Below are 12,203 nucleotides of genomic sequence, written 5' to 3'. Positions count from 1 at the left end.
AAAATGGCTGCTGGCCTGTGCCTCTGGAGCCTGGCCTTCTTGGCCCAGGGCGCGGCGATGCAATGGACCGGCATCCGCGACGGCAGCCTGTACCTGCAGACCGACCGCCCGGATTACGTGACCGTGCGCTGGGTCCCGGCCTGGCAGGCCAACGCCAATTCAGAACACCTGTACCTGCTCAACGGCCAGGGGCGCCTGGTGGGTGAGCGCTTGATCAAGGCGACCCAGGAACGTGGCGAGCAGCAGTGGCCCTTGCTGCCGGGAGCCGCCAGTTATCGACTGGAAATTCCCGGCTACAGTTTCCGCCGCTACACCGTCGAGCACGACGCCCGTACCCAAGCGATGTTCGCCCCGGCCAAGGTGCATTTCAGCGCTGAAACCCATGACGGCGATGAGTTGTACTTCAAGGTCGCCCCCGGTGAACAAGCCGTGCTGGCAGGCAAGTTCCACGGCGGTGTGCGCAGCCTGCAAGCCCGGCGCGTGACCGATGGCAAACAGGTGCAGCTGAACCTCAAGCCATACCCGGCCTATTGGCAGTTCGATCAGGTCGCCCTGCCCGTTGCCAACGTCGAGCAAACCTGGCGTTTGCAGTTGCAGGGCAACGGCAAGGCAGCGTTCTGGCTGGACGGCACGGCGAACCTGTTCGCCCAGACCGCTGAGCACCTGCAGCCGCTGCGCCAGGACCCGGGGCAGGCTCACCTGAAACTCTATGGCGACGTCCTGGGAACAACCCCGAAACTGGGCATTTCCCTGCCCTACGCCATGCCCCCGCCCTCTGCCTACCCGGTAATCGATACCCTCAAGCCCCAGGCCGCCACTTATTACAGTTTTGTCGACGTCACCGCTGCCAAGCCGGACCACGAAGATAGGTTCCGGCGCCTGTACCAGGACCGCTTCGGCATTACCCGGGACATCACCCTGCTGGCCGGTAGCGCACGCAAGGCCGACCTGCAGGCCGATCGCGTCAGCACCAGCGGCTTGCAGGCCTGGCTCAAGTCGACTCGCGCCATGGACGGCAAAGGCCTCCACTACCTCAGTTTCGCCGATGAGCCGAACCTCAACTACCCGGACTTCGCCAGCTTCCAGCAGGTGTTCAAGAGCATGGCCAGCCAGGTTCGCGCCGACCCCGCCAACACCCGCGCCGGGGTGCGCATTGCCATACCGGCCAGCTCCCGGTTCACCAATGGTCCCCTGGCGGAAAACGCCGCTGATCGACGCGGGATCGACTGGGCGCGACGCTTGCTGGCCGAGTCCAGTGACCAGATCGACGCCCTGGCCTGGCACGAATGGATGATCCGCGACCTGCTGGCGACCCGGGTCTATCGCAACAGCGTGCGCCGCGCCGCCGACCTGGTGGGCCTGGACAGTAACGGCCGGCCGCGCAAGGCCTTGTTGCTGGATCAGACCAACATGTCCAGCGGCTCGAGCCTGAGCCCCTACGACCAGGAAACCCATTACGCCGCCCTGTGGTGGACGTCCGTGGTGATCAATGCCTCGGCGGACGGTTGGCTGGACATGCTCAACTGGTTCCAGTCCGCCGACGAACCGGAGTACCCAAAAGGCATGGTGCGAGTGCTGGACAACCAGCGCTTGGAACTCAAGCCGGTGGGGCTGGCCCAGCAATTCATCCAACAGCATTGGCTCGAACAGGTGTTGCGCCTGGACAACGACGCCTTTGAAGTCGACGTGCTGGCCATGGCCACCGACGCAAGACGCGGCCTGCTGGGCGTGAACAAAAGCACCCGCCCGCAACAGGTCAGCCTGGACGGCGTGCCCTGCCCCCAGGCGAAAGCCGAGCTGGTGTATTTCGGCCCCGACAACCATAGCCTCAGCGCCCCGTTCAACTGCGAGGCCGGGCAGATCCGCTTTCTCCTGCCAGGAGAAACCCTGTTTGCCCTGAGCTGGACCGCTCCCGTTTCCCCCCAACCCGCCACCCGTCAGGAGGCACCATGAACGTTCTGCAGAAATTGCGTGACCGCATTCAGAAAAAAGGCCTGCGCGCCGTCTTCAAACAGCTGCTCAGACGCTACGTGTTTCTCCACTCGAAACTGGTGTGGCTGGAACACGATGTGCGCACTCCACTGCCCCCGCATAACCTCAAGGCCTACCCGCCGATGCGCCTGGAGTTCATCACGGTCAGCAATGCCGACGCTTTTGCCCGGTATTTCGGCGACCGCGTCAAAACCATGCGCGAACTGGCCGCCGAAGGCTACACAGGCTTGATGTACCTGGATGATCAAGGCGACACCGTGGGGTTTGCCTGGGGCAGTACGCGAGACTATTTCGACCGCCATTTCTACCAATGCAACTTCCCGATCAAGCCTGGCGAGTACTTTCAGTTCGGTGGCGAGGCGATTCGTAAATACTGGGGCTCCAGTATATCGGCGGACATGCAGCTGGAGATGTGGAAAGTCATGGCGGACAAAGGTTGCAGCACGATGGTCGATGTCTGCGACTTGCAAAACATCCCGGCGATCAAGATGCACCTGCGCATGGGCTTCCAGGAGCGCGGCAAGATCACCCACATGTATCGACTGTTCGGTCGCTGGCGTTTTTTCCACGACACGCTTTACAACGGCTCGGCATTGGACGCCTTTCGTAAACCGGCCCAGCCGGTTGCTTCGACTGCGGCGGCCTGACCCCCATGGCGATCCGGTTCCAATGGTGTCGCTCCCTGGGCGCCGAGGACTTTCCCATGACAGCTTATGAACAGCTGCGAACCCAGGTGCCCGACGCTACGCCCTTCAACACCCTGGCTTGGCTGCAAGCGGCGGAATTCGCCCTGCTGCCGGACCAGCAGCTGCACGTGTTGCTGGGCTGGCAAGACCAGACACTGTGCCTGTGCCTGCCCTTGGTATCGGGGCGTGAGCGTATCGGCGGGCTGCGGTTCCGGGTGTTGCGTCACTTGGGTTATCCATTGGCCGACCGCATCGCCTTGATGGTGCGCCTGGACGCCGAAGGCATGGGGCAGGCGCTGACGCAGATCCGTCAGCACTTGCCCCACGCACTGCTGCAATTGAATGAAGTGATCGAGCCGGTCGGTGAGCAAAGCGTCCTCAGCGCCTGGATGGCGCTGAGTTCCACCGGAGAGCGCCGCCTGAGTTGCCGGGTGCCAGTGCATTTGATCAGCGACAATGACCATCAGGAAATCTCTGGCGACCCACGCTACAAGTTGCGCCGGGCCCGCAAGCGGATCGCTGCCTGCGGTGCCGAGATCCTCCGGGTGAAACCGGACGCCATCAGCATGGGCCAGCTGTTGCGGACCCTCGCCGATGTCGAGGCGGCCAGTTGGAAAGGCGAGGAAGGCGTCGGCATCTTCGCCGACCCCGGGCGCCGGCAATGGATGAACCTCGCCTTCACCGCCCTCGCCGCCCAAGGCCTGGTGCGGGTGGTGATGCTGGAGCTGAACGGCGAATGCATCAGCTATCGCCTCGGCCTGCTGGACCAGGGGCGGCTGTACGACTACAACCTGGCGTTCCTGCCGCAGCATGCCGACCTGGGCAGCGGCCGGGTGTTGCTCGAGGAGTGGATTCGCTGGGGGCTGGACGAAAACTGGCGCTGGATCGACGCATCACGGGTCAGCCTGGAGAACTCCAGCCATCAGTTACACGAACGCATGACCGGCCAACTGGAACACTGGCGCTGGAGTTTCTATTCATGGCAGCCCGGTGGTTTGCTTCTGGGATTTGCCTTGCGACTCTGGAAAAGCTTGAAGCCATGGTTTGGCAAACGCCGAAGCAAACCGACCGCGACGACGGCATCGTCCCCCCCTAAAAACCAGGAGAAGACAGATGCCGCGTCAAGTGATCGTCAACGCTGACGACTTCGGGCTCAGCCTCAGTGAGAACGCGCTGATCCTGCGGGCCTTCGAGACCGGCGTGATCAGTTCGGCCACGGCCATGGCCAACATGCCGGGTTTCGAGCAGGCGTGTGAAATGGCCCGGCAACCGCTGCTCAACGGCCACGTTGGCCTGCATTTCAACCTCAGCTACGGCCCGCCGCTGGGCCAGGCGATCACCTCGCGCCCGGTTTTTTGCGACGCCAATGGCCAGTTCGACCTGAACCTGTCGCGTTATTGCCTGCGCCTGGGTTCAAAGGATCTGGCGGCAGTGGAAGATGAACTGCAGGCGCAATGGCAACACTGCCTGGACCGCGGCCTGCGTCCCAGCCATCTCGACTCCCATCAACATGTGCACAACATCTGGCCCATCGGCGAACTGGTGGCCCGCTTCGCCGCCAGGCAAGGCGTGCCCATGCGCCTGGCGCGCAACCTGGGGGCGAACTTGACCCCGCCCAAGCGTATCTTCAAAACCCTGTTCAACCGGCGCATTCGCAGCCTGTGCGGTGCGACAGCGGACTACGTTTGCACCCCGGCCGACCTGGACTACGCCGCGCCACCGGCATATGGCTCGCTTGAGGTCATCGTGCATCCGATGCAACTGGACGAGGATTTTGGCGATGCCAGCCTGAGGCCAGGCGAGTCGTTGACCCAAGTACTGAACAAGCGCCTGGCGGGCGTGCCCAAGGTCGCGTACGGCCGGACCGCGTAGGTATTGACGCTGGTTGAGTATGGGGATGTGCACTGACAGGGACGCGGTGTATACCTGTGGCGAGGGCGTTTGCTACCTCGCCACGGCCGTCCGAAATCCCTGCGCCGCTTTCGGAGAATCTGCTACAAGGCATCTTCAGTTTCGAGTAGCGAATTGCGTCGATGCCTTTACCTTTATTCTCTCGCCTTCGGCGGCGCTGGCTGGCCTTCCTTGTCATGAGCGCAATGGTGGTCGGGCTGCCGGTGGGCTGTGCAGTGCTGCAGCATAAGGAACGCGAGCTGGTCTTTCGCATCGAGCCGGGGACCGCGAGCTGGTTCAGTGGGCTTCCCAGCGGCGTGCAGGAATTCGATCTCAAGCCCAAGAACTTCAAGGCCGGGGAAAATATCCACGGTTGGTGGTGGCCGGCCGAACGCAAGAATGCGCCGGCCATCCTGTACTTGCACGGTGTGCGTTGGAATTTGACCGGCCAGTTGTTTCGTATCCAGCAACTGAGGGCGCTGGGCTATTCGGTGCTGGCTATCGATTACCGTGGCTTTGGCAAAAGCCATGGGGATCTGCCGTCGGAAGCCAGCGTCTATGAAGATGCGCGCATCGCCTGGGAGCGTCTCAAGGTACTGCAACCGGACCCGGCCCTGCGACTGATCTACGGTCATTCTCTGGGCGGTGCCGTCGCGGTGGATCTCGCTGCGCAGTTGGGCCAGGAGGCCGCGAAGAATGGCGCTGCCCAGGTCCGAGGCCTGGTCATCGAATCCACGTTCACCTCCCTGGGCGATGTCGCCACCGCGATGGCGAATACGTCCCTGCCGGTGCGCTGGTTGTTGTCGCAGAAATTCGACTCCATCGACAAAATCGGCGAGATCAACATGCCGCTGCTGGTGGTGCATGGCTCTGCCGATCGCTACGTACCACCGCGCTTCAGCGAGCAACTGTTCAACGCCGCCCGGGAGCCCAAGCGCCTGCTGCTGGTGCCGGGGGCGACGCATAACAACAGCATGAGCCTGGCGGGCAAAAACTACCGGCAAGCGCTGGACACGTTGATGAAAAACAAGCCATCGCCCATGGCCGAACGCCCCCAGGTAAGCTCGGCCAAGGCCGGCTAACGCACAGGTCCCCGGCTGACACCCAATACCTTCATTGACTGTCACACCGCTATCGCGAGCAAGCTTTGCTCCCACAGATCGCCCTCCACACAGTTCTTTGGTTGTTTACAGGATCAGTGCTCACTGCCGATACCTGTGGGAGCCGAGCTTGCTCGCGATAGCGGTGGGTCTGCTTGCATCAATGCTGAATGTGCCACCGCCTTCGCGAGCAAGGGATTTGTGGTGTACGCGAGGTCTGTGAGCGACGCGGAAAAACTGTGCAAGCGCACGCAAAAAAAACGGCACCTTTCGGTGCCGTTCGCTTTCACGCTTGGGGCTTTACTTGCGTGCTGCCTCCCACGATTTCAACAGCTCGGTGTAGCTCACGGTTTCACCTTTAGGCTTCTCGTTCGCCAGTTTCGGCTTCGGTGCACCCGGTTGGTCGAACCAGTATTGCGCGTCGCGCTCGGGGTTCATTTTCGGGGCGCAGGTGGCTTGGGCCTTGGAGCGTTCCAGGCGCGTCATGATCGCATCCTGGTCCTTGGCCAAGCCATCGAGGGCCTGCTGCGGGGTCTTCTCGCCGCTGGCGGCTTCGGCGATGTGGCTCCACCACAGTTGCGCCAGGCGCGGATAGTCCGGCACGTTGGTCCCGGTCGGGGTCCATTGCACGCGGGCCGGGCTGCGGTAGAACTCCACCAGGCCACCGAGTTTCGGCGCCAGGTCGGTCATCGCCTGGGAGTTGATGTCCGACTCACGAATCGGCGTCAGGCCAACGATGGTCTTCTTCAGCGACACGGTCTTGGACGTCACGAACTGCGCATAGAGCCAGGCCGCGAGTTTCTGTTTCTCAGGCGTGGACTTCATGAATGTCCAGGAACCCACGTCCTGATACCCCAGCTTCATGCCCTGCTCCCAATACGGACCACGTGGCGAAGGTGCCATGCGCCATTTCGGCGTGCCATCGGCGTTCACCACCGGCAGGCCCGGCTTGGTCATGTCGGCGGTAAACGCGGTGTACCAGAAAATCTGCTGGGCGATGTTGCCTTGGGACGGTACCGGGCCGGATTCGGAGAAGGTCATGCCCGCCGCTTCCGGCGGCGCGTACTTCTTCAACCAGTCCACGTACTTGGTGGTGGCGAACACCGCTGCAGGGCCGTTGGTATCGCCGCCACGGGTGACGCTGGAGCCGACCGGATGGCAGTCTTCGACGCGAATACCCCACTCGTCCACCGGCAGACCGTTGGGCAGGCCCTTGTCGCCGCCGCCAGCCATGGAGAACCAGGCATCGGTGAAGCGCCAGCCCAGGGAGGGGTCTTTCTTGCCGTAGTCCATGTGACCGTAGATACGCTTGCCGTCGATTTCCTTGACGTCTTCGGAGAAGAACTTGGCGATGTCTTCATAGGCCGACCAGTTCACTGGTACGCCCAGCTCGTAGCCGTATTTCTCCTTGAACTTGGCCTTCAGCTCCGGACGCTCGAACCAGTCGGCACGGAACCAGTACAAGTTGGCGAATTGCTGGTCGGGCAACTGATAGATCTTGCCGTCCGGCGCAGTGGTGAAGGAAATACCGATGAAGTCCTTGATGTCCAGGGTTGGCGAAGTGTAGGCCTTGCCTTCGTTGGCCATCAGGTCGGTGATCGATTCGGTCTTGCCGTAGCGAAAGTGCGTACCAATCAGGTCCGAATCGTTGACCCAGCCGTCATAGATATTCTTGTCCGACTGCATCACCGTCTGCATCTTCTCCACCACGTCGCCTTCTTGCAGCAGGTCGTGGGTCAACTGGATCCCGGTGATTTCGGTAAAGGCCTTGGCCAGTACCTTGGACTCGTATTCGTGAGTGGTGAGGGTTTCCGACACCACGTTGATCTTCATGCCGCGAAACGGCTCGGATGCCTTGATGAACCATTTGAGTTCTTCAAGCTGCTGGTCTTGCGTCAAGGTCGACGGTTTGAATTCACTGCCGATCCATTTTTTAGCGGCGTCTTCATAGGCGTCGGCCCAGGCCGCAGCACTCAGCCCGCTGAGTGCCAGCATGGCTGCCAATGAAACGCTATGTCGCAGCTTATTGTTTTTATTGAACATAGAGACCTCCTGTTTGGGTTTAAGAGCCTGATCGGCGAACCTTCGCGACTAGCCCCACCGCATCACTGCCAACAGCCACACCCAAGACAACGCGAACGCTATCCAGATGCTCCAGTCGGTGGCGCCGATTACCAGCAGGTGCAGGTAGGCGCTACCGAGAAGACCGATAAACAACCGATCGCCACGGGTCGTGGTAATCGGCAGGAAACCACGCCGAGGGATGCTCGGCGAACGCAACTCCCAGGTGGTCATGCCTGCCAGAAACAAGGCGATAACCCCGAAAAATACCGCCGTGGGGACGGTCCAATTCATCCATTCCATCATCGACTCCTCAGACTCGGCCCAGGGCGAAGCCCTTGGCCACGTGGTTGCGAACGAACCAGATCACCAGCATGCCCGGCAGGATGGTCAACACCCCCGCCGCCGCCAGCACGCCCCAGTCGATACCGGACGCCGACACCGTACGGGTCATGACCGCCGCGATCGGCTTGGCATTCACCGAGGTCAACGTCCGGGCCAGCAACAGCTCGACCCAGGAAAACATGAAGCAGAAGAATGCCGTGACACCGATGCCGGAGCCGATCAACGGAATGAATATCTTGGTGAAGAACTTGGGGAAACTGTAGCCGTCAATGTAGGCGGTCTCGTCAATTTCTTTCGGCACCCCGGACATGAACCCTTCGAGGATCCACACCGCCAGCGGCACGTTGAACAGGCAGTGGGCCAGGGCCACGGCGATATGGGTGTCGAACAACCCGATGGACGAATACAGCTGGAAGAACGGCAGCAGGAACACCGCCGGTGGGGCCATGCGGTTGGTCAGCAGCCAGAAGAACAGGTGCTTGTCCCCCAGGAACCGGTAACGGGAAAACGCATAGGCCGCCGGCAACGCGACGCACAGGGAAATCACCGTGTTCAGGCTCACGTAGTACAGCGAGTTGAGGTAACCGGTGTACCAGCTCGGGTCGGTGAAGATCACCTTGTAGTTGTGGAACGTGAAATCCTGCGGCCACAAAGTCAGGCTGCCAAGGATCTCGGTGTTGCTCTTGAACGACATGTTCAGCAGCCAGTAGATGGGCACCAGCAGGAACAGGATGTAGATCAGCAGGGGTATCAGCTTTCTCTTGCTCATCGTGCGGGCCTCAACGGTTGGCGTCGGAATGCGTCATGGCGGTGTAGAACAGCCAGGACACCAACAGAATGATCAGGAAGTACACCAGGGAAAACGCCGCCGCCGGGCCCAGGTCGAATTGGCCGATAGCCATCTGCGTCAGGGTCTGGCTGAGGAACGTGGTGGCGTTGCCCGGCCCGCCGCCAGTGAGTACGAACGGCTCGGTGTAGATCATGAAACTGTCCATGAAGCGCAGCATCACGGCGATCAGCAGCACACTCTTCATCTTCGGCAACTGGATGTGCCGGAACACCGCCCAGCTGGAAGCCCGGTCGATCCGCGCGGCCTGGTAGTACACGTCCGGAATCGCCCGCAGCCCCGAGTAGCACAACAGCGCTACCAACGAAGTCCAGTGCCAGACGTCCATCACCAACACGGTGACCCAGGCGTCCATGGTGTTGGCCGCATAGTTGTAGTTGATGCCCAGGCCATTGAGGGTGGAGCCCAGCAAGCCGATGTCGGCGCGGCCGAAAATCTGCCAGATGGTGCCTACCACGTTCCAGGGAATCAGCAGCGGGATCGCCAGGATGATCAACACCAGGGACGACCATTTGCCCTTGGTCGGCATGGTCAGGGCGATGGCGATGCCCAGGGGGATTTCGATCAGCAGCACGCACGCCGAGTAAATGAACTGGCGCAGCAGCGAATCGTGCAGCCGTGGATCGAGCAGCACCTGCTTGTACCAGTCGGCGCCGACGAAGTAGCGGCTGGACTGGTCGAAGATGTCCTGCACCGAATAGTTGACCACGGTCATCATCGGGATCACGGCACTGAAGGCCACCAGCAGGAACACCGGCAATACCAGCCACCAGGCCTTGTTGTTCTGCACCTTGTTCATGGCTGCACCTCACTCAACGGTTCCAGCAGGTATTCATCGGCATAGACCATCAGCCATTGGCCCGGAAAACTGATGTACGCGGTGCCTTCGGGCACAGGCTTGTCTTCGGCCAGGCGCACTTTCAGCGGTACGCCATCGAGGTTGAGGGTCAGGATCTTGTAGGTGCCCAGGTCTTCGACGTGGACCACGTCAGCGCGCATCGCATCGTCGTAAGGGCCGTCCCAGACATGCACGAACTCGGGACGGATACCGACCTTCAGGCTTTTGCCCTCGGCTTCGGCGACCCGACGTTGCAAGGTTTCGGACAAAGGCAAGTGCGTCGAGGCGAAACCGACGCCACCGGGCTGTGCCGTGACCTCGATCAGGTTCATCCCCGGGCTGCCGATGAAGTAGCCGACAAAGGTGTGGCTGGGGCGCTCGAACAAGTCCCGGGGCGTGCCGAATTGCACGATCTGGCCGCCGTACATCACGGCGATCTTGTCGGCGAACGTCGAGGCCTCCAACTGGTCGTGGGTGACGTAGACCATGGTGATGTTGAACTGCTCGTGGATCTGCTTGAGCTTGCGCCGCAGTTTCCATTTCAGGTGCGGGTCGATCACCGTCAGCGGCTCGTCGAACAGGATCGCCGACACATCGTCGCGCACCAGCCCGCGGCCCATGGAGACTTTCTGTTTTTCGTCGGCGGTGAGGTTGCGGGCCTTTTTATCCAACAGGTTCTGCAGGTCCAGGACCTCGGCGATTTCCTGCACCTTGGTGTGGATCCTCGCCTCGGCCATGCCCTGGTTGCGCAGCGGGAATGCCAGGTTGTCGAATACGGTCATGGTGTCGTACACCACCGGGAACTGGAACACCTGGGCAATGTTGCGCCGTTCCGGGGTCAGCTCGTTGACGATCTTGCTGTCGAACATCACCTGCCCTTCGGAAGGGCTGAGCAGTCCGGAAATGATGTTGAGCAACGTGGACTTGCCGCAGCCCGAAGGCCCGAGCAGTGCATAGGCGCCACCCTGCTCCCAGATGTGGTTCATCTCGCGGATCGCATAATCCTCGGGGCCCGCCGGCGTGCTGGTGTAGCTGTGGGCGAGGTTCTGCAAACGAATTTCGGCCATCAGGCAACCCTCGCGATACGCTGCCCTGGGGCTTGGACCAGCTTGCCCTGGGCGTCGAAGACAAACAGTTTATGGGTCGGAATGTAGATGCGAATCGGCGCATCCACGTCGTACTCATGCACCCCTGGCAAGTGCAACACCAGCAGGAAATGCTCGTTGCGCACGTGCAGGAAGGTCTCCGAGCCACTGATCTCGGCCACCTCGACGGTCACGGCCAGTTCGAGGTCGTCGTCGTTGCTCGGCACCAGGGAAATGTGGCTGGGGCGCACGCCAAAACGGAACTCACCCTCGCCCACCGGGCGCAGGTCGACGTTCAGCGGGAAGTGCACGAAATTGGCGAAGCTCACCTCGTTGCCGGCGATGCGTCCCGGCATGAGGTTGATCGGGGGTTCGGAGAACAATTCGGCGGCCAGCACGGTTTGCGGCTGGTGATACACAGAGGACGATTTGCCGCTCTGGATCACCCGGCCCTCATGCAGGATCGTGGTGGTGCCACCCAGGGCCAACGCCTCGTTGGGCTCGGTGGTGGCGTAGACGGCGATGGTGTGGCGGGCCTGGAACAATTCGCGCATTTCCTGGCGAAGCTCTTCACGCAGCTTGTAGTCCAGGTTCACCAGCGGCTCGTCGAACAGAATCAGCTCCGCGTCCTTGACCAAGGCCCGGGCCATGGCGGTGCGCTGCTGCTGGCCACCGGACAACTCCAGCGGATGACGCTGCAGGAATTTCTCGATGCGCAGCATCCTGGCGGTTTCCAGCACCTTGCTCTGGATCACCTCGTTGGACACACCGGCCTGGCGCAGCGGCGAGGCGATGTTTTCGAAAACGGTCATGGTCGGGTAGTTGATGAACTGCTGATAGACCATCGACACGTTGCGCAGCCGCACCGGGCGCTTGGTGACGTCGACGCCGTTCATCAGGATGCGGCCGCTGTCGGGCTTGTCCAGCCCGGCCATCAGGCGCATGAGGCTGGTCTTGCCGGACAATGTACGGCCCAGCAAAACGTTGAAGGATCCGGGTTCGAAACTCAGATTGGCATCGTCGATCCAGGTCTGGCCTTCGACGGTGCGACAGATGTGCTCAAGCTTTAATGACATGGCTCGGCCTTTTTATTATTGGAGTCAAGCGACCCGAGTTAGAAAGCGAAAGCCGTGCCAGAAATCACAACCCCTTGATCTGTTTAAAATTTCTATTTATCCGTAGGAAAAAGACGTTCGTTGATGAACACAAGTGAACAGCCATGAATGAACAACTGAACAACGCCTGGGTTGACAATGAACAATTTTGAACAACACTGAAAGAACGTTTTCGGCTAGCCTGGCCATGCCCTCTGTGGGAGCGAGCTTGCTCGCGATAGCGGTGTGTCAGCCACATCAATAC

At 61.0% G+C, this 12,203-nt stretch carries 11 protein-coding genes; 5 read left to right on the top strand and 6 right to left on the bottom strand.

Going from position 1 to position 12,203, the window contains the following annotated elements:
• Positions 1-3 precede the first annotated feature (3 nt).
• The 5 genes from KGA89_RS09615 (at position 4) to KGA89_RS09595 (ending at position 5,650) form a co-directional block, all read left to right on the top strand.
• Positions 4-1,953, top strand: coding sequence for a hypothetical protein (locus KGA89_RS09615; RefSeq protein ID WP_051003472.1), 1,950 nt, complete (start codon positions 4-6; stop codon positions 1,951-1,953).
• On the top strand, positions 1,950-2,639 hold the full coding sequence (locus KGA89_RS09610; protein ID WP_003203748.1) for a GNAT family N-acetyltransferase: 690 nt from the start codon (positions 1,950-1,952) through the stop codon (positions 2,637-2,639). The genes KGA89_RS09615 and KGA89_RS09610 overlap by 4 nt, the downstream gene beginning before the upstream one ends.
• Positions 2,640-2,644: 5 nt before the next feature.
• Positions 2,645-3,820 carry a GNAT family N-acetyltransferase gene (locus KGA89_RS09605; protein ID WP_003203750.1) on the top strand — a complete coding sequence of 392 codons (1,176 nt, stop codon included), beginning with the start codon at positions 2,645-2,647 and terminating at the stop codon, positions 3,818-3,820.
• Positions 3,792-4,550, top strand: coding sequence for a ChbG/HpnK family deacetylase (locus KGA89_RS09600; protein WP_223471380.1), 759 nt, complete (start codon positions 3,792-3,794; stop codon positions 4,548-4,550). The genes KGA89_RS09605 and KGA89_RS09600 overlap by 29 nt, the downstream gene beginning before the upstream one ends.
• Positions 4,551-4,711: 161 nt before the next feature.
• Positions 4,712-5,650 carry an alpha/beta hydrolase gene (locus KGA89_RS09595; protein WP_263292957.1) on the top strand — a complete coding sequence of 313 codons (939 nt, stop codon included), beginning with the start codon at positions 4,712-4,714 and terminating at the stop codon, positions 5,648-5,650.
• Between the two features lie 318 nt (positions 5,651-5,968).
• Here KGA89_RS09595 and KGA89_RS09590 read toward each other — a convergent pair whose 3' ends face one another.
• The 6 genes from KGA89_RS09590 to KGA89_RS09565 are packed head-to-tail and all read right to left on the bottom strand — an operon-like array spanning position 5,969 to position 11,920.
• Positions 5,969-7,711, bottom strand: a complete 1,743-nt coding sequence (locus KGA89_RS09590) for an ABC transporter substrate-binding protein (RefSeq protein ID WP_003203755.1) — start codon at positions 7,709-7,711, stop codon at positions 5,969-5,971.
• Positions 7,712-7,759: 48 nt separating this feature from the next.
• Positions 7,760-8,032, bottom strand: coding sequence for a DUF2160 domain-containing protein (locus KGA89_RS09585; RefSeq protein ID WP_003203757.1), 273 nt, complete (start codon positions 8,030-8,032; stop codon positions 7,760-7,762).
• Positions 8,033-8,042: 10 nt separating this feature from the next.
• Positions 8,043-8,843 carry a carbohydrate ABC transporter permease gene (locus tag KGA89_RS09580; RefSeq protein WP_003203759.1) on the bottom strand — a complete coding sequence of 267 codons (801 nt, stop codon included), beginning with the start codon at positions 8,841-8,843 and terminating at the stop codon, positions 8,043-8,045.
• 10 nt (positions 8,844-8,853) lie between these two features.
• Positions 8,854-9,720, bottom strand: a complete 867-nt coding sequence (locus tag KGA89_RS09575; protein WP_003179834.1) for a carbohydrate ABC transporter permease — start codon at positions 9,718-9,720, stop codon at positions 8,854-8,856.
• Positions 9,717-10,826 (bottom strand): ABC transporter ATP-binding protein, encoded by a 1,110-nt coding sequence (locus KGA89_RS09570; protein WP_223471376.1) that lies wholly within the window; start codon positions 10,824-10,826, stop codon positions 9,717-9,719. Before KGA89_RS09570 ends, KGA89_RS09575 begins: the two co-directional genes overlap by 4 nt.
• Complete coding sequence (locus tag KGA89_RS09565; protein WP_003203764.1) at positions 10,826-11,920, bottom strand: ABC transporter ATP-binding protein; 1,095 nt, start codon at positions 11,918-11,920, stop codon at positions 10,826-10,828. The genes KGA89_RS09570 and KGA89_RS09565 overlap by 1 nt, the downstream gene beginning before the upstream one ends.
• Positions 11,921-12,203 lie beyond the last annotated feature (283 nt).

Origin of the sequence: Pseudomonas sp. A-RE-22 (assembly GCF_019956035.1) — a bacterium.
Lineage (GTDB): Bacteria > Pseudomonadota > Gammaproteobacteria > Pseudomonadales > Pseudomonadaceae > Aquipseudomonas > Aquipseudomonas brassicacearum.
This window is presented reverse-complemented; position numbering and strand designations above follow the sequence as displayed.

Bases quoted from the DNA above. Each gene is read 5' to 3' on its own strand.
- KGA89_RS09610 (WP_003203748.1), top strand. From the start codon at position 1,950: ATGAACGTTCTGCAGAAATTGCGTGACCGCATTCAGAAAAAAGGCCTG.
- KGA89_RS09575 (WP_003179834.1), bottom strand. From the start codon at position 9,720: ATGAACAAGGTGCAGAACAACAAGGCCTGGTGGCTGGTATTGCCGGTG.
- KGA89_RS09580 (WP_003203759.1), bottom strand. From the start codon at position 8,843: ATGAGCAAGAGAAAGCTGATACCCCTGCTGATCTACATCCTGTTCCTG.
- KGA89_RS09590 (WP_003203755.1), bottom strand. From the start codon at position 7,711: ATGTTCAATAAAAACAATAAGCTGCGACATAGCGTTTCATTGGCAGCC.
- KGA89_RS09600 (WP_223471380.1), top strand. From the start codon at position 3,792: ATGCCGCGTCAAGTGATCGTCAACGCTGACGACTTCGGGCTCAGCCTC.
- KGA89_RS09615 (WP_051003472.1), top strand. From the start codon at position 4: ATGGCTGCTGGCCTGTGCCTCTGGAGCCTGGCCTTCTTGGCCCAGGGC.
- KGA89_RS09585 (WP_003203757.1), bottom strand. From the start codon at position 8,032: ATGGAATGGATGAATTGGACCGTCCCCACGGCGGTATTTTTCGGGGTT.
- KGA89_RS09565 (WP_003203764.1), bottom strand. From the start codon at position 11,920: ATGTCATTAAAGCTTGAGCACATCTGTCGCACCGTCGAAGGCCAGACC.
- KGA89_RS09605 (WP_003203750.1), top strand. From the start codon at position 2,645: ATGGCGATCCGGTTCCAATGGTGTCGCTCCCTGGGCGCCGAGGACTTT.
- KGA89_RS09595 (WP_263292957.1), top strand. From the start codon at position 4,712: ATGCCTTTACCTTTATTCTCTCGCCTTCGGCGGCGCTGGCTGGCCTTC.
- KGA89_RS09570 (WP_223471376.1), bottom strand. From the start codon at position 10,826: ATGGCCGAAATTCGTTTGCAGAACCTCGCCCACAGCTACACCAGCACG.